Origin of the sequence: Paenibacillus germinis (assembly GCF_013141785.1) — a bacterium.
Classification (GTDB): Bacteria; Bacillota; Bacilli; order Paenibacillales; family NBRC-103111; genus Paenibacillus_E; species Paenibacillus_E phytorum.
The window spans coordinates 42,248-61,469 of the sequence record NZ_WHOC01000175.1; the positions used below are offsets into that span (position 1 = coordinate 42,248).

General features: G+C 46.2%; 11 protein-coding genes and 1 pseudogene. All 12 read left to right on the top strand.

All coding sequences use genetic code 11. The features are described 5' to 3' along the window. Window positions 1-28: 28 nt before the first annotated feature. The 12 genes and pseudogenes from GC102_RS33765 (at window position 29) to GC102_RS33815 (ending at window position 19,143) form a co-directional block, all read left to right on the top strand. Window positions 29-1,816 (top strand): family 43 glycosylhydrolase, encoded by a 1,788-nt coding sequence (locus GC102_RS33765; protein ID WP_171693378.1) that lies wholly within the window; start codon window positions 29-31, stop codon window positions 1,814-1,816. Window positions 1,817-1,899: 83 nt separating this feature from the next. Beyond that, on the top strand, window positions 1,900-3,678 hold the full coding sequence (locus tag GC102_RS33770; protein ID WP_171693379.1) for a cache domain-containing sensor histidine kinase: 1,779 nt from the start codon (window positions 1,900-1,902) through the stop codon (window positions 3,676-3,678). A gap of 3 nt (window positions 3,679-3,681) precedes the next feature. After that, entirely contained in the window at window positions 3,682-5,286 is a 1,605-nt protein-coding gene (locus GC102_RS33775) for a response regulator transcription factor (RefSeq protein WP_171693380.1), read from the top strand. Between the two features lie 116 nt (window positions 5,287-5,402). Continuing rightward, window positions 5,403-6,992 (top strand): extracellular solute-binding protein, encoded by a 1,590-nt coding sequence (locus tag GC102_RS33780; RefSeq protein ID WP_171693381.1) that lies wholly within the window; start codon window positions 5,403-5,405, stop codon window positions 6,990-6,992. 28 nt (window positions 6,993-7,020) lie between these two features. Continuing rightward, window positions 7,021-7,977 (top strand): ABC transporter permease, encoded by a 957-nt coding sequence (locus tag GC102_RS33785; protein WP_171643779.1) that lies wholly within the window; start codon window positions 7,021-7,023, stop codon window positions 7,975-7,977. 14 nt (window positions 7,978-7,991) lie between these two features. Next, complete coding sequence (locus tag GC102_RS33790; protein ID WP_171693382.1) at window positions 7,992-8,885, top strand: carbohydrate ABC transporter permease; 894 nt, start codon at window positions 7,992-7,994, stop codon at window positions 8,883-8,885. A gap of 24 nt (window positions 8,886-8,909) precedes the next feature. After that, window positions 8,910-10,922, top strand: coding sequence for an alpha-L-arabinofuranosidase family protein (locus GC102_RS33795; protein WP_171693383.1), 2,013 nt, complete (start codon window positions 8,910-8,912; stop codon window positions 10,920-10,922). A 52-nt stretch (window positions 10,923-10,974) separates the two neighbouring features. Continuing rightward, window positions 10,975-14,823 carry a carbohydrate-binding protein gene (locus GC102_RS33800; RefSeq protein WP_171693384.1) on the top strand — a complete coding sequence of 1,283 codons (3,849 nt, stop codon included), beginning with the start codon at window positions 10,975-10,977 and terminating at the stop codon, window positions 14,821-14,823. Between the two features lie 87 nt (window positions 14,824-14,910). Then, a complete protein-coding gene (locus GC102_RS33805; protein WP_171693385.1) occupies window positions 14,911-16,422 on the top strand; it encodes a sulfatase family protein in 1,512 nt (503 codons plus the stop codon). Between the two features lie 14 nt (window positions 16,423-16,436). Next, window positions 16,437-16,559, top strand: a pseudogene (locus GC102_RS40910) (formylglycine-generating enzyme family protein); the annotation flags it as partial. A gap of 93 nt (window positions 16,560-16,652) precedes the next feature. Continuing rightward, the gene (locus GC102_RS33810; RefSeq protein ID WP_171693386.1) at window positions 16,653-17,579 is read left to right on the top strand and encodes an ArsR/SmtB family transcription factor; all 927 of its coding nucleotides are present in this window, start codon (window positions 16,653-16,655) and stop codon (window positions 17,577-17,579) included. Between the two features lie 226 nt (window positions 17,580-17,805). Further along, entirely contained in the window at window positions 17,806-19,143 is a 1,338-nt protein-coding gene (locus tag GC102_RS33815) for a type 2 periplasmic-binding domain-containing protein (RefSeq protein ID WP_246321273.1), read from the top strand. The last annotated feature ends 79 nt before the right edge of the window (window positions 19,144-19,222 follow it).

A 19,222-nucleotide genomic window follows, 5' to 3' on the forward strand; every position in this document is an offset into this window, starting at 1 on the left:
CAGATTATTTTATGAAGGGAAACATACAATGAACAGTGATTTTATTACTCAACCACCTCATCCTGAAACGGAATGGTCCGCCTGTACAGGCTATTCTGAATCTGCAGTAATAATAGGGCGAATTTTGGATGTCTCGTTAAAAGATGCCAGTATTTGTACAGGCCCGGATCATCTATACTATTTGACAGGCACGACAGATGGTTCAAGCTTGCAAGTATGGACATCCGCAGACCTAAAATCATGGACGGGGCCAGCCGCCGTATGGAGCTGGGAACAAGAGGGAACGTGGCAAAAGGAGAGCGAGGGCTCCTCTGGTATTTGTGCACCGGAAATCCACTATGTAAAAGGAACGTTCTGGATCACATACGGGTTAAAACAAGGCGGCACCGGTTTGCTCAAAAGCTTATCCACCTCTGTCGTGGGCCCTTACCAGGATATGGGGAAGATCACAGATGACGGGCAGGATGCCTCTTTATTTGAGGATGAAGACGGAGTTCTGTATTGGATTTATAGCCATGGCAAAATAGCCAAAATGAATGAGGATATGACCGGTCTTGAGGAAATTCCCCGAATGGTAGAAGTGCAGCCTTGGAAGGTCGCGGGGCGGGAGGATCATCCATCGTACATACGGAATCTGCAGGTAGGAACATACGGGGCTTATTTATATAAGCGGGATGGGTATTACTATATGTTCTGTGCAGATGCGTTTGAGAGAATGGGCAGCGATGCTGTAGACACCTTTGTAGCGGTAAGCCAATCGATTTATGGTCCCTACAGCCGGCGGTATTTGGCGCTTCCTCATGGCGGACAAGTCACTGTATTTGCTGGACCGGACAATCAGCTGTATGCCTCCTTTACAGGCTGCGGTAGTTATTCACCGGTTGAGCATTACCCTTCTGTTGTACCCATGTCCATTGCAGGCCCGGGATTCATTAGACCGATGGAGGGAAAGGTGCTGGAGAAGGGAACAGTGGGAAGTCTTAAACCTGTAGGGGACTTCCTGATTCGGGATCCTCATATTAGCACAGGACCGGATGGGATGTATTATTTGACGGGGACAACAGATAAGCCGCATCGAAATTTTTGGGACCGAAACAATCAGCTTCACTTGTGGAGCTCAAATGACCTGAAGGAATGGAACCATGTGGCCAAAGTATGGGATTTATCCGAAAATGGGACATGGGAGAACAACATTTATGAGAATCCTTGTCTCTGGGCTCCGGAGATGATCTATTTGTACGGAACATTCTGGATTACTTATTCGCTAAAAGGCGGAGGCACCGGGTTGATTAAAAGTGTATCTGGACATGCAGAAGGACCGTATATCGATATGGGTCGCATGACGAATACGGATATTGACTCCAGCCTGTTCCAGGATGACGATGGTCAAGTGTATTTTGTTTGGCAGGACGGTAAAATTGCCAGGATGAAGAAGGATATGACAGGCTTTGCGGAGGACCCCTGCAAGTTACTGTGCTCGGATGGACAGCGCGTAGGCTATGAGGGTGCATTCATCGTGAAGTACAAAGGGAAGTACATTCTTGGTGCGGCGGAGTGGAATGGGGATAAACGCGTGGACGGTACGTATGATTTGATGTATGCCGTTGCTGAAGATTTGTACGGCCCTTATACCCCAAGACGGTTGGCGGTACCTCACGGAGGACACGGAACGATGTTTATCGATAATGACGGCAGACTCCTGTCTACATTTTTTGGGAATGATCGGACAGCACCATTTCAGACTCGTGTTGGAATTGTTCTGCTGGGGGTCGAAGAGGATGGAGAGGGGCTATGCATAGAGCCTAGTTGTGAGTAATATAAAAACATGAATCAAGCTCCTGATCGGGCTGGATTCATGTTTTTTTCTACTATTCGTGAAATGGAAGGAGCTGCCGGTCCATGAAGTTTTTCTCCGTAAAAAAGTTGGTTTCACCTACGGTAAGCATCCAGGGGAAAATCTTTGTTGCTTTCAGTCTGGTTACTCTGATTGGAATCGTTGCTGTGACAAGTATTGTTTATTTGTACATGAGAGAAACGGTGAAGAATAATGCGATTACTTCCGTTACGGAAAGCATACGTCAGGCGGACGAATCCTTAAATCTCCGATTGGAGGAAGTTAGTCGATTAAATACGGTGGTAGCTACCAATAAAACGGTGCTGGATACACTGCTTAGTAAGACGGAGGAACCCAGCTACGAGTGGTTCCAGGAGCAAAAGCGGATCGAGGAGTTTTTATCCGCTTTGATTGCCTACAAGCCATATATTTCACGAGTTGCCGTCATAGGGTTGAACGAAAAGGTGTTTTTTGTCGGATCCCCATGGCTCGACAAGAACATTTTATATACACCGATGATGGATTATTTACTTCAAAATGGCTCAGGGCATGCTTATTTTCATCAAACCGGTTTCAGTGACTCCATTGTGACCGGTCGCGAGCTCCGATATAATCGTAATTTAATCGGAATGGTGATGTTCGATCTGAATGACGAGTTCATTAAGAAAATATATGATGTTAAACCTACATCGGACAGTATGTTGTATGTGGTTGATAGGAACAACGAATTTATTTATCAACCCCAAACAAGCGTCTTTGACAAGGCAGTGATCACTTTGCTCAATCAGAAGATGTCCGGTTCGGATGGTTCGGTTGAAAGGGTCATCGGACAGAAATCTTACCTGGTCATCACACGGAAATCGGATTATACGGGATGGTCCACGGTGGCACTCGTTCCTATGAAGTCTCTCTTAACTGAAACGACGCGGATCCGAAATGTATTAGCCACAGTAGCCATTGTTGTGTTTATAATTATCGTCATCGGTACTTTACAGGTTTCCTCGAGAATTACAAGAAATATTCGAAGGCTGAGATCTATGATGATGCATGTCATGGAAGGCAATATGACGCTCCCAGCTGTCGAAATTCATTCTAAGGATGAAATAGGTCAGCTCTATCAAGTTTTCAAAAGTATGGTAGAGGAATTAAAGCGTTTACTCGAGGGAATCGTGACGACTGAGAAGGAGAAGCGTGAAGCGGAGTTGGCTGTTTTGCAGGCTCAAATTCGCCCCCATTTTCTGTATAACACGCTGAATACGGTAAAGTATTTGGCCAAACTTAACGGGGTGCCGAATATTGTTGAGGTATCGGAATCCTTGATAGAGCTCATGCGCGGTGTTTTGGGGAATACGAATGAATTTCTTTCCCTGCAAGAAGAACTGCAGTATGTCCGCAGCTACGTCAATATTGAAAAATACAAATATGTGGAGCCCATCCATGTGAAGATAGAAGTCGAAAATGAAGAGCTTTTACAGTTCAGCGTGTTGAAGTTAATGCTGCAGCCTCTTGTGGAAAATGCCATCATTCATGGACTATCCTCCTCGGAGCACGAGGGCCTGGTGTTGATTCGCATCTATGAGGAAAACAAAGAACTAAGAATCGAAGTGAGAGATAACGGCAAGGGTATGTCAAAGGAACAGATCGATGCGTTGTTTGAAGTGAATAAAGTCCAGACGAACACACGCTTCAGCGGTATGGGAGTTCGCAATGTGCACGAACGCATTGTTCGACTGTTCGGGGAGCATTACGGCGTGTTTCTTTATAGTGAGCCAGATACCTATACCATTGTGCAGATCAGATTTCCATTGGTGCCGGGTACGGAGCGAAAAGGGCAGGAGGAATGAGGAATGTTTCAGGTATTATTGGTCGATGATGAGGCGTTGGCACGTAACGATGTGAAGAGTATGTTGGATTGGGAAAAGCATGGATTCACCATATGCGGTGAAGCACATAACGGATCTATGGCGCTTTCCATGATGGAACAGCATACGCCGCATATCGCGATCTTGGATGTGAGCATGCCGTTAATGAATGGGGTAGAACTGAGCCTTATGATTAGAGACCGGTTTCCTAAGGTTAAAATGATCATGCTGAGCAGTTTTGACGATTACGATTATGTTCGGACCTGCCTCATGAACGGGGCAATGGATTATTTGCTCAAGCATCGCTTGAACGCGGGAGCTCTATTGACGCTTCTGGATAAAGCGGTTCAGGAATTGCAGAGTGAAGAACGGGAGCATGAAGCTCGAAGTGCTCAAACCCAAATGATTGAACGTCTAAGTCCGGTTATTCTTCGCGAGCATGTAGCTAATTTGGCTAGAGATGTACAAGAAGCCGGGGAAGTGCTGCAGTCTTATGCACGGGACAATGATCTGTATACCAGTTCCATCACTTATGGAACCGCAGCTGTACAAATCGTACCTTTTCTGTTGTTGACAGAGTCCCTTACCGATGTACAGAAAAATCGGTTTGTTCAGCAGGCCACGGAAGTCATGCAAATGGCAATTGGCGACATTCAGAAGCGGACGGTAGGCTATGTGGGGGAGGGACGCTTTATTGTCCTGTTTTCTTCGGAAGATCGAAGTGAACATACGGTTACATCCCAAATCAATCAAGCCACGAGCTCACTGGCTCATTCTCTCGAGAAATTCCTTAACTTAAAATGCGTCTATGCCATGGGGCCACTATGCGGAAATTTGCGGTTGGTTGGCTCCAGCTATACCAAAGCAAACCAGGATATAAACGTCATGTTCAATCAAGGCTTGAACGCATCCATCCTGAAAGATTCTCTTTTTATGGAAGAGCAGAAGCAATTGCTGCTTTTTCTGGAGCAGTTGGATGGGGAAAGAATAAATCAAATCATTTCAACCATTTTTGCTGCACTGCGTAGTCAGCCAGTCTACGCAATGACGGTGCAAATCATTGTAAGCGAAATGCTTCATCTTGTTGAAATGACATGGAAGCGGCATTTTCCTCATGCATCCTTAGAAGATAACGGGCTCATCCCCTCAAGGAATGAGCTTGGGCGAATGGGAAGCGTTGCTGAGCTAGAGAGATGGTTGTTTAACTACTATGCGCGAATTGTTGGGGCCATCAAGAAAGAGCATGCAGGGGGATCCTATTCGCGCCATATCTCGAAAGCCATACAGTTTATCACCGATAACTATGCCTCCAACATTTCCTTGGATATTACGGCGAGTGCCCTTAATCTGAATCCTTCCTATTTAAGCAGATTGTTCAAAGAGGAAACGGCTATGACCTTCACAGAGTATTTGAACCGGGTTCGTATTAAAACGAGCTGCATGCTCATGGAATCCGGCACCTATGCGTTGAAACAGATTAGCAGTGAGGTTGGATTTTTGAGTTATACGTACTTTTTTAAAGTGTTTAAAAGCATAACAGGAATGACACCTCAGGCGTACATGGATCATCTGAAACTGTCAAAAAAGTAGAATGGAAAGTCATAAATGTTGAATCATCCCAAAGAATTAATTAACTATACTTAGATCAACCCTTAGAAAACGCTTTCTTTTAAGGGTGAAAACAACTTGATCGGAGGAACGAAAGAATGAAAAGAAATTGGGGGACGGTACTGCTTTCAACTTTAGTAGTATCCAGTATGACACTAAGCGCCTGCAGCTCGGATACCCCGAGTAAAGAGAAAGAGGGCACAACTAAAGTAGATGATGTGAAAACTGTGTCTTCAGCGGGATTTCCCATTGTGAAAGAGCCGATTAAGCTGAAAATGTTCACAAGAATTGCGCCAACCAATGGACCATTTAAGGATATGCCGGTGTTCAAGGACTTTGAAAAAATGAGCAATGTTCAAGTGGAATTTATCGAGGCGCCAACGGATGGCTTTCCTGAGAAAAAGAATCTGTTGTTTGCATCGAATGAGCTTCCTGATGCCATGTATCGCTCAGGTCTTACACAATTAGAGGCAATTAAATACGGTGCTGGCGGTCAATTAATTCCACTCGAGAAGCTGATTGAATCTTACGCTCCAAACCTTAAGAAGTTAATGGAAACGTATCCAGAGATTCGTTCCGCCATAACAACACCTGAAGGCCATATTTATGCCATCCCGGGGATTGTGACCGTCAACTCCGCCAGAACCGATAAAAGATGGATGAATCAAGCATGGCTGAAGAAACTGAATCTGAAGGAACCTGAGACTACGGATGAACTGTACGAGGTGCTGAAAGCTTTCCGGGAAAAAGATCCTAACGGCAACGGCAAACAAGACGAGCTTCCGATGACTGCACGCAACGACAAATTGTCTGTCGTAACGCAAATGGCCGGATCTTTTGGATTGGATCTTCAGTTTGGTTATAACATTAACTTGGACAATGACAAGGTTAATATTTGGATGGGTAGTGATCGGAATAAGGAATTGTTGATGTATTTAAACAAGCTGTATTCGGAGAAGCTGCTGGATCAAGAGCTGTTTACACAAAAGGAAGCTCAATATCTGGCCAAGCAAGGGTCCGGAAATACCGGTTTCTTCTTTGATCAGACGAACAATCCGATGCTGGATACGAAAGTTGCAAATCAATATATGGGTATAGCCCCGGTCAAGGGACCGCATGGCGACAGAATGCAGAGTAATGCAGCTCCGGTACCGAGAGATTTTGGAGCTTTTGCCATCACCCCGGTTAACAAGTATCCGGAAGCGACGATGCGTTGGATCGATTATTTCTACAGCGACGAAGGATCCACCTTGCTTCGATTTGGTCGTAAAGGCGAGAATTATGAATTGCGAGAGGGGATTCCTTATTATACAGATGCCTTCTTGGCGACCGGCAATCAATCCAAAATCACCCCATATGCCGGAGGCGGGGCGCCGCATCTGATCAGCGAGAAGGTAGCGTCTTACATCAATCCGCTGCAGGTTCAAGAAGCTCAAAAGAAGCTGGACCCGTTCATGCCGAAAGTTAAGTTCGCACCACCTATGTTCGACGAACAAACGGCTCAAAAAATCAATATGCTGCGGAACGATATTGATAAATATTACGAGGAGCAGAGCACGAAGTTTATTGTAGGCGCGCTTAACTTCGATAAATGGGGCGAGTTCCAGGCCACTTTGAAGAAAATGAAAATTGATGAGCTGCAGCAGCTATACCAAGCCACTTATGATAACCTCAAAAAACAAAACTAAGCACCGCATACCGGCTGGAGGGCTACAGATGAAGAGTGTGGTAAATACTGTGGGCGTTGCGTCTCGATCCCGATCGAGGCGCTCCAGTCTTTATAAATCGATCGTAAGTCGATACGATCTCTACCTGATGCTGCTCATTCCTATCGTATGGTACCTTGTGTTCCATTATGGGCCATTGTATGGTTTGCAAATCGCATTTAAAAACTTCAGTCCGGCCAAGGGAATCAGCGGCAGCGCGTGGGTGGGGCTAGACCATTTCCAACGATTCATAGGATCCTATTATTTCTGGAGGCTGCTTTGGAACACCATTTCGATTAACTTGTTCTCTTTATTGTTTGCTTTTCCAATTCCTATCCTCCTGGCCTTACTCATTACGGAAATCCGTAACAAAACATTCAGCAAAATTGTGCAAAATATTACGTATACCCCTCATTTTATCTCCATCGTCGTCATGGTAGGGATGCTGATGCTGTTTTTATCTCCACGCGGAGGTCCTGTGAATTCGATTATTGAGGCATTTGGCGGAGCGCCGGTTCGATTTCTCGAATCAGCGGCCTGGTTTAAGTCGATCTTTATCGGTTCCAACATATGGCAAAATATGGGTTGGCAATCGATTATTTATATAGCAGCCCTGGCCGGAGTCAATCCGCAGCTGTATGAAGCGGCCAAAATGGACGGCGCGAGCCGGTTGCGGCGTATTTGGCACGTATCCATTCCAGGCATTCTGCCGGTCATCGTCATTTTGCTTATTCTCGATGTCGGACATTTCATGAATGTCGGTTTTGAGAAAATTTTGCTTATGCAAAATAATTTGAATTTGGAATCCAGCGATGTCATTTCTACATTTGTCTACTCGGAAGGTATTTTAAAAGGGGAATACAGCTATACAGCTGCCATTGGCTTGTTTAACTCCATCATTAACCTGGCGCTGCTATTACTCGTGAATCGCTTTGCCCGTAAAAAGGCGGAGACAAGTTTATGGTGAGGAGGGGATAAGCGATGCAGGAGCAAACGATCAAGAAAAGGAAGTCGGATGAAAAAATATTCGATGCCGTGGTTAACGCATTGGCTATCCTTATCGTCGTAGTAGTGCTGTACCCGCTCATATTTATCGTTAGTGCCTCCTTCAGTGATCCAGCGCTGGTGCTGAATGGGGAAGTGATTTTGCTGCCTAAACAGATCACGTTAGAGGCTTATCGGAATGTTTTTCAAAACGATCAAATATGGAATGGGTATGGGAATACCATACTGTATACGGCAGTAGGTACGGTCATTAATCTGATAATGACGACATTAGCGGCTTATCCGCTGTCGAGACCTGACCTGCCAGGTCGGGGAATTATTATGTTTTTTGTAACGCTTACGATGTTTTTCAGCGGGGGTCTCATTCCATCTTATCTCCTTGTGAAAAATTTAGGTATGGTGGATACGATGTGGGCGCTAGTTATTCCTGGCGCAATTGCCACCTATAATCTAATTGTCATGAGAACCTATTTTCAATCCAGCATCCCTTGGGAGATTCAGGAAGCAGCCCATATCGACGGGTGTTCGAACTGGAAGCTGTTAACACATGTGATATTGCCGCTATCCAAGCCGATATTGGCTGTCATGATCCTGTTTTATGCGGTTGGTCATTGGAATTCATTCTTCAATGCTTTGATCTATATTCGCAGCAAGGATATGTACCCGTTACAACTTGTGCTGCGTGAAGTGCTGATGGTCAGTCAGGCGGATGCGGTGGACAGCAACGCAGGGTTGGAATCTAAAATACTGCTGGCTGAGAGTATTAAATATGTAGTTATTATTATTTCCAGCTTGCCTGTACTGCTGATGTATCCTTTTGTACAGAAGCATTTTGTTAAGGGCGTTATGATTGGTTCATTAAAAGGATAATGGATGGAAGGAAGCGTTGTGTTCATGCAAGCAAGAGCTAAGATCCAGGTGAAGACGAATCAAGTCCGTAAAGACAGAATTAATCCTTACATATTCGGACATTTTGTGGAAGATATCCGTGATCATATGGATGCGATGTTGGCCTATCCGCTTGCGGATATGGATTTTGAAAGTGCAGACGTGACATACAGGGGGCTTTCCGGACGCTGGCGTCCTTATACGAACGGGAAGAGTACTCTTTATACGCTCGAACCCGCTGCTGCCCATCATTCCGGACAAAGTCAGCGGGTACGAGTCTATAGCGACGATGAGGCTTACGCAGGTTTAAGCCAAGCAATTGCTGTAAAACAGGATCTGGACGGCTATTATTTGGCTCTTTATGCACGAGCTTCTATCGAAATCAAGTATGTTGTAGCAGAGATTGTAGATAGGAAGAGTGAAGAAGTGCTTGGTTCCACGCGAATCGATGTGGTGAGTCATAATTGGATGCACTATGAATCGCGACTGACGGTCAGTCGGTCTTGTGAGCATGCGGAGTTCCGATTATATGTACCTTCGGAGCATGAACGCTGGCTGGATCATGTATCCACGGGGATGCTTTGGTTAGATCATATTTCGCTACTCCCTTCTGACAGTGTAGGCCATATTCGTAAAGAAGTTATGGATATGACCAAGGACTTAAACGCCGGCATGATGCGGCTTGCAGGGAATTATATTAGTGCCTATCATTGGCAGCAGGCGATTGGCCCTGTGTATGAGCGCCCTAGTGTCATCAATGAAGCATGGGGAGGCTGGACGAATAAGTATTTTGGAACGGATGAGTTTATCGGGTTTTGCCGTGAACTGAATGTGGAGCCTCTGATTTGTGTAAACGATGGTTCGGGTACTCCGGAGGAAGCCGCCGAGTGGGTTGAATATTGCAATGGCGATAAGAATACCCCCATGGGAAAACTGCGGGCTGCTAACGGGCACGCCGAGCCGTATGGCGTGAAGTACTGGGAGATCGGAAATGAGGTATGGGGTGGATGGCAGGTCGGGCATTGCAGTGCCGAGCAATTCGCAGAACGTTACATGCGATTTGCCCAATCTATGAAAGCAATCGATCCAGGAATTAGGCTGCTCGCTTGCGGTAATGAGAAAATGGATTGGAACAAAACCTTGCTGGAACGAGCTGCTGAGCAGATCGATTACTTAACTTTGCATTTGTATCACGGATACAACCGTTTTGGGATGAATGCTCATACGCCGAAAGAAGAGCGCTATAAGGCCATCCTCTCTTATCCGGAATGGACGAGGGAGTCCGTAAGGCAATTAAGGGAGATGTTCGGATCATCCGCCCGTTATGCTCACCTGAAATTGGCGATCACCGAATACAATACGATGTATTATCCGAATACCATCCGCAAGGGTCTTCCGAATGAACACACCTTAGAAGCTGCGGCTGCAAATGCAGCGAATTTGAATGAATATATTCGAAATAGCGATTTGATTGAAATAGGCAGCTTCTCCGATCTCGTCAACGGCTGGCTTGGCGGATGTATCCGAGTAGGGGATTTCTATGCGGATCAGTTTCGCGGTAAGTCCGCTGGCAGAAGCGAGAATTCCTTAACTGTATATGGCACTCCAAGCTATTATGTCATGAAAATGTATGCTAACCGAGACTTGGGCTATGTGGTGGAGAGCCATACTGAATGCGGCAACTTTCAAGTGGGCAGCCTTGCGCCTGCTGCGCTCCAGCTTGATAACCTGCCGAATTTGGACATCGTGGCTTGTACGAGTGTTAGTGGCGATAAACTGACGATCTTTATGGTGAATCGAAGCCTCGAAGATACGCTAACCGATGTGCAGTTGGATGGATTTGCCGAATCGGGCACAGCCCGTCTGTTGGAAGTAACAGCGGATGATTACGAATGTTTCAACAGCGTGAATCATCCGGATGCGGTGGTCTGCGAAGCTCATGAATTATCAGTAATGAAATCTCAAGTGACCTGTCAGCTGAGGGCGTCATCCGTCTATGTATTAGAAATCACTCGCTAACGGGAGTAAAGGTCTCACTGCTAACGGTAACAGGAATAGGAGCTGATGATAAATGAAAAAATGGTTGACGGGACTTCTTGCTTTTGTCTTGATCATGTCTTTTCCGGCATCAGGATTCGCTTACAGCAATCCACAAATCGTACCAGACTCATGGCGTTGGGATAATGGGGATTTTTATGGGGAAGGCGATCCGTTCATCTTGAAATTTAACGGAGTCTACTATCTGTACACCAGTACGGTGGACGATAAGCCAGGTGTGAAGGTTTGGTCGTCGGAAGACCTATTGCATTGGGAATATCGCGGTCTGTGCGCTACGGAACCGGTGACGAAAGGGGCTTATGCCCCGGAGGTTGTTTACTGGAACGGCGATTTTTACATGTATACGGCTCTGCTTCGGGATGACGGTACCACGCAGCGCGGTCATCGCGTGTTGAAGAGCTCCAGTCCTACAGGTCCCTTCACGGCCCAAACGGGCAACAAGGTAAATGGCATTGACGGACACGTATTCATTGACGATGACGGACAATGGTACTTCTACAGCACGGGCAATGGCAATATCGACGCTCGTCCAATGTCCGATCCTTATACGTTCGGAGAGAAATCGAATACCGGAGCCGTGATGAATGGTTGGACCGAGGGTCCGACGGTCATCAAACGCAATGGTAAATACTATATGACGTATACTGGAAACCACGTGTGGAGTGATGCTTACAGGGTGGATTACGCGAGCAGCTCTAGTCCGGTTGCGGGCTTTGTGCCGGCCGCCTCCCAGAACCCGATTCTCCTCGATGCGGAAGGAGATCATGTCGGGCTTGGGCATAACTCCATCGTACGTGGTCCCGATCTGGATTCCGATTATATGGTATACCACAGCCATGCCAATCCAGGGCGAAATCTGAACTTGGATCGGATCGTATGGAACGGGGACAAGATGCTCGTGCTGGGTCCCACGACATCCGAGCAGCCCGACCCGGCCATGCCTGAGTTCAGCGACCGGTTCCAAAGAAATGGCTTGGGCGATGATTGGAAGGTTGTGGGCGGAGGGAATTGGGGAATCAGGGACGGCAGCACGTTGTATCAAGATGCAATGGGTGAACCGGAACAATCTCATAAGCTTCTATCCCAGAAAGCGACAGATGATAATTTCACGGCGGAGTTCAACCTGAAGCAAGTTGAGCAGGGGGCCAGCGCTAATCCGCGGATGGGTGCAGTATTCTCCTACAAGAATGATAAAAATTACGGTGTTGCCGTACTTAACCGCAATCAAAATCATTTGGAGACCATGTTCCGCGTAGACGGCAAGGATACAGACTGGGTAACTACCCCCCTTCCGGATGGCTATGACTTTACGAAATGGCATCAGATCCATGTGGAGAAGGAAGGCTCTGACTATCGCATCTATGTAGACGGTATGTTGAAGCAAACCCGTTCTGTCGAACGTCTTGGCAAGGGCAAGATCGGTTACGCGACAACGGATGCGTATGCGGATTTCGGATATGTCGCGTTTAGCAACAAGGTGGGCGGAAACAGCGCCAACGCTGCTTACAAGCCGATTCCCGGCGAGATCCAAGCCGTCCATTTCAACCCGAAAGGAAATGGTAAGTCCGATTCCGAACATATCAGTGTCTCCGAAGCTACATATGGGGGTTATTATGTCGCATCGTTCAATAAGGGCAATTTGCAATATAATGTAAATGTATCTGAAGCGGGTACTTATGATGTTGTGATCAGATATGCCGCTGGAACCGATGCGCGAGTGAAGCTTGAACTCGATGATTCGACGAAACTGACGGGGACTGTTCAGCTCCCTTCAACTGGCGGTGCGAATCAATGGGATAATCTGATCATACGGGATGTCAAGCTTCCGCAAGGGCTGCATAAACTCAAAGTGATAATTGACAAGGGAACGTTCGATTTCGCCTCTCTGAAGTTGGGTCGCTCCACTGCAACGACTACCCTATCCGATGATTTCAACGACGGCGATGATTTTGACTGGAAGAAATTCGAACAGGGATGGCGGGTAGATACTGGTGATTCACCTCCGTTTGACCTTCCCAAGCCGGTCCCGGGCATCATAGAAGCACCTTTCTACAATACGGGCGGTGAAGGGATAGGTTATCATGATAACACCCCCGAAAACATCGGCGGCGCTTATCGAGGCGATTCCGTCGATATCCGAACGAACGCTAATTTCAACGGACTTAACGTCGGTTGGAACCAAGCCGGTGAATGGCTCAAATACAACATTGACGTGAAGCGCGCCGGAATGTACAGGGTCGAAGTAACGGCAGCGACCACGTTCAAAGATAATCAAGCTCGTATATGGCTGGACGATCATACGGATCTGACCGGTGCGATCAATATACCGAGTACAGGGGGCTGGAACAATTGGCAGACATCGGTGTCCGAAGGCGTTTATTTGCCGGAGGGCCGGCATGCGATAACCTTCGAAACGGTTAAAGGCGAGTATGATTTCGCGAGGCTGAAATTCGTATCGTTCGACGTTCCCAAAACTGTTCCGGGCATTGTGGAAGCCGTTCATTATAACACGGGTGGCGAAGGTGTCGGCTACCACGACAATACGCCTTCGAATATCGGCGGCCAATATCGAAGTGACACGGTTGACATTCGTGTCAATCCAAATGGAGGCTGGAACGTCGGTTGGAACCAGACTGGCGAGTGGTTGAAATATAAAGTGGGCGTTGCCAAGTCCGCTGCCTATGACATCAGCGTCCGGGTCGCAACGGCGCTTAACAGCGGGAAAATTCGGTTGTGGCTTGATGATACGACCGATTTGACCGGTGTGGTGGATATCCCCAATACCGGAGGTTGGAATAACTGGAGAAACGTCAATCTCGGAAACTTAACGCTGCCGGAAGGCGACCATACCATCAAGGTTGAAATCGTGCAAGGCGAGTATGATTTCGCAAGTCTTTCGTTCAATACGCTAAATGAATCCAAAACGCTTCCTGGGACCGTTCTTGCCGTGGATTACATGAATGGAGGGGAAGGGGTTGCGTACCACGACAACACGCCGGACAACATACGCGGTCTCTACCGTACCGATGACGTCGATATCCGGTTGCTCCCGGAAGGGTTCACGACGGGTTGGAATCAGACCGGCGAATGGATGAAATACAATGTGGATGTCGCCGAATCAGGTCAGTACAAGCTGGATTTGCGAGTGGCTACGGCTATGGATGGCAGCCAAGTCAGATTTTGGCTTGATGATACAACCGACCTAACAGGCATCATCGATGTTCCCAATACGGGCAATTTTCAAGAGTGGATGACGGTCAAGAAAGAAGGGATTGCCCTTCCTGCAGGCAATCACACCATCAAGGTGGAAATTGTAACCGGCGAGTTCGACTTTTACAGCTTCCGTTTCCATAATGACCCGATCGTTCCTAAACAAGGCATATACAAATCGCAACCGAAAGGGTATCCGAAATCGGTTATCGGCGACAGCAGCTGGTCGGACTATATCGTGGAGACAGATATCAAGTTGGGCGGAAATACGCAAGCGGGAGGTAACACAGGCCTCATTTTCCGTGTAAACAATCCCGCTGACGGAACGTTATTAGGGCAGAATAGAAACGATTTCCTTCAGGGGTACATCGCATACCTGGCCACAGACGGCGTGCATCTAGGCAAATTCAATTATAACTTCCAGTACTTGACCGGAAAGGCGCTAGCAGGCACGGTTGGGAATTGGCAGCATATGAAGGTAGTGGTGAGCGGCACTAGGATCAAGATTTATGTTGGGGAATTGGAAAAACCCCTAATTGATTACACGGATCGAAGCGGTACGGCTTTTACGCATGGTAAAATAGGGGTTAGAAGCTTCAACAGTGAAAGCTTAATCGATAATTTCATAGTGACGCCGAATCCGGCGGAATAAACGGCAAAATCACCCTCTTCTGTGGCCTATCTGGCATAGGAGATGGTGATTTGTCAAATTAATGACTAGTTAAAGGAGCTGAATTTTGTGAATAGGCCCAACATTTTGCTTATTACCAGCGACCAGCAGCATTGGAATACAATAGGAGCGTTTAACGAGGAAATCCATACCCCTAATCTGGACCGATTGGTTAGGGAGGGGACGACATTTACGAGAGCATATTGTCCGAATCCGACCTGTACTCCAACCCGGTCGTCGATCATTACAGGCATGTACCCGAGTCAACACGGGGCATGGACACTCGGCACCAAGCTGCTGGAAGATCGGCATACCGTAGGGGAGGATTTCAACAAGAACGGTTATCAAACAGCTTTGATCGGTAAGGCTCACTTTCAACCCCTGCGCGGTACAGATGAGTATCCTTCGCTTGAAGCATACCCGCTACTTCAGGATTTGGATATCTGGAGAGAATTTACGGGGCCTTTCTATGGCTTTGACCATGTGGAGTTAGCCCGAAATCATACAAATGAAGCGCATGTAGGCCAGCATTATGCCATTTGGATGGAGGAGAAGGGCTGCAAGAATTGGCGTGATTATTTTCTCCCCCCTACCGGCACAATGGATAAAAGCATCATGCATAAATGGCCGATACCGGAAGAGTTTCACTACAATACTTGGATCGCAGAACGGTCAAATGCTCTGCTCGAGCAGTACAAGGAGAATAACGAGCCGTTTTTCCTATGGTCGAGCTTCTTCGATCCGCATCCGGATTATCTCGTGCCTGAGCCTTGGGATACGATGTATGATCCAGATCAGCTCACGATACCGGCGGTCACCCCAGGAGAACATGACCGGAATCCGCCGCACTTCAGGATGACACAGGAGGAGAATCCTGATTTCTCCGCATGGCGCGAAACCGGCCAAGGGATTCACGGCTACCAATCTCATTCTCTACAATCCCCGGACGAACGTAAAAAACTGGTTGCGACATATTACGGAATGATCAGCTGTATGGACAAATATATCGGCAAAATTCTCAATAAGCTGGATGAGCTTGGTCTTGCAGACAATACGATAGTCGTGTTTACGACGGATCATGGGCACTTCTTTGGTCAGCATGGGCTGCAGTACAAAGGCGGCTTTCACTATGAAGATTTGATCAAGCTACCCTTTATTGTCCGTTATCCCGCCCACGTCCCGGAAGGTCGTGTTTCCCCGGCGATTCAATCGCTTGTCGACCTTGCGCCCACCTTCCTGTCTCTTTCCGGTATTCCGATTCCTCCAGTAATGACAGGGGTGGATCAAAGCAGTGTCTGGTTCGGTACACAACCGGAAGCCAGAAATCATACCATTTGCGAGTTCCGGCACGAGCCAACAACCATTCATCAGAAGACGTATGTCGATGAACGGTATAAAATCACGGTTTACTATAATCAAACATACGGTGAAATTTTCGACCTTCAAGAAGATCCCGGAGAGCTTAATAACCTTTGGGGTGAGCCGCAGTATGCTGCGCTTAAATCCGAATTGCTTTTGAAATACACTTGGGCGGAGTTGGGAAAAGAATCAATGCCCATGCCACGCATTTGGCACGCATAAACAGAAAGTGAGGCATATCGACCTGTGCTGTTACGAATGCAGAATTTCACACTTTCGTCGAAGCTACCGGATATGTTACTGAAGCGGAGAAATTCGGCTGGTCGTTTATGTTTCATTTGTTTGTTTCTCCGGAAACAGCCGATCATTCCAATCGAATATGCATCCATGGACGTATATCACCATTTGTTATATGATACATGTATTCATACAAAAATTCGGGAGTGAATACGATGCTAGAGTTAAATATAGAAAATCCAGATGAGCTTGTCCTTGTAGCCCATGCACTATCCACTGATTTAAGGGTCAACATCATCCAACTGTTAAATACAAAGAAGTTGAATATAAATGAAATTGCTGACGCACTTCAGATTCCTGTATCCACCGCAGCTTCCAATGTGAAGATATTAGAAAAGGCACGGCTCATTGAAACTGAGCTGCTGCCGGCGACACGCGGTGCTATGAAAGTATGTACGCGAACTTACCATGACATTCATATCATATTAAATTCACAATTCTATAATCTTCGGCCGGATAAAAACTGCTATGAGATCGAAATGCCTATCGGATACTTTACGAATTGCCAGGTGTCACCTACCTGCGGGATGGCCAATACGGAGAAAATGATTATTCAGGAAGATTCGCCTGCCGGATTCTTTCATCCCGATCGCTTTTCTGCACAAATCATCTGGTTTCGTAAAGGATTCGTTGACTACCGGTTTCCGTTGGAACTTCCGAAAGGTGCTAAAATTCAATCCGTCCAGTTCAGTCTTGAAATCTGCTCAGAAGCTCCAAATTATGATAACAACTGGCCATCTGATATTTCGTTTTGGGTGAACGGGGCCGATGTGGGAACTTGGACCTCGCCTGGCGATTTCGGAGGGCGAAAAGGGAAGTTAAATCCAGGATGGTGGCCAGATTCTGCTACCCAGTTTGGATTGCTAAAAACGTTGAGTGTGGATGGTACCATGACCGCAATTGATAACGTTCAAGTGTCTTCGGTCAATTTGCATCAATTAGTGCTTGGAAATAATAGCTTCATCGATTTAAGATTAGGCGTGAAAGATGATGCGACACATAAGGGCGGTATTAACTTATTCGGCAACAAATTTGGGGATTATGAACAAGGGATCGTCATGAAAGTGTTCTATACGTTTTAAATGATGGGAAATGAGGTCATACAAACAATAATGTTGTGTTGACCTATCTTTATGTACAAATAAAGTGTAATGATTCATTTAAAACATCCTTTATATACAATAATATTAAAATAAACATTGACACAATACAATGTAAGCGGTATTATTTTCTTATAAGATACATAAAAATGGTTATAATACAAAATTATTGTTTTGTATCTTTCAATTGAAAAAGGGAGCGATTAAATTGAAAACAAAAAAAGTATTATCGTCAATGCTAGGCGCCACAATGTTAGTTTCCCTAATGGCAGGTTGCTCAAGTAACAGCGGTGGTTCAAGCACAACTCCAGCCAGCACTGAAAAAGCAGCAGAGACGGCGAAAACGGATAATACCGGGGGCAAGAAAACAGAGCTTGTATTCTGGACGCTGTTTGCGGGCGGCGATGGCGAATACATGGATCAGATCATTAGTTCTTTTAATAAATCGCAGGATAATATTTCAATCAAGAACGTCAAGTTGGAGTGGGCAGAATATTACACGAAGCTCGTGACAGGTGTGTCTGGCGGTAAAGGTCCGGATATTGGGATTTCCCATACATCTAAATTACCTGAGCTAATTAAGGCGGGGGTTGTATCTGAGCTAGATACGACTGGTAAGGCAATTAATCTCAACTGGGATAACTATAACAGCAATATTTTGAGTTCCGCTACAGTAAACGGAAAGCATTATGCGGTACCGATCGATACGCATCCATTCATCATGTACTACAATAAGAAGCATTTGCAAACAGCTGGATTGCTTGGCGCTGATGGCAAACCTACACTTGAGACAGGTGCTGATGGCTTCGTCAAATTCTTAACAACGCTGAAAGATAAGCTTCCTAAAGATGTAACGCCATTCGCCTTTTCTAATAATGCGGATGATCCATACCGACTGTGGTGGGCGCTCTATTCCCAACAAGGCGGAAATGACGTTATTTCGGATGACGGCAAAACACCTGCGATTGATACGGATAAGGCAATTAAAGCTGCAAACTATATTAAGGACTTATATTATACAAGTAAAGTAATTAAACCGCAGGACCCTGATTTTTACAAAACGTTCCAAAGCGGCAAAGGCGCCATCATGATGACAGGCGTGTGGGCTACAGGAACTTGGGAAACGACCAAAGATCTTGATTTCGGTGCTATGCCAATTCCTAATATCTTCGGAAATACGAAAACATGGGGAGATTCCCACACCATCATCTTGCCAGTGACCGCGAAGGAAGATCCTAAGAAGCGCGAAGCTGCATTGACGTTTGCCAACTATGTTGCTGAAAAAGGCGGCCAAGTTTGGGCGAAAGCAGGTCACATTCCTGCTAACAAAACTGTTTTCGATACAGCAGAATACAAAGGTCTTAAATACCGCAGTGACTATGCAAGTGTAGCTGGTGATGTGGTATTCCCTAAGGTATCAGACAAAACATGGCCTAAGAACGACGTCTTGAAAAAATATCTGGATGAAATTTGGTTGAATAAAACCCCTACGGATGCTGTGTTTAAGAAGATTGATGGTGAGTTAAAAACATTGCTCTCTAAATAAATGCCATTAAACCGGATAACAAGCTTGGAGTATCATACTTCAAGCTTGTTACTTTCAAGAAAGAGAGGTGTGATACTGC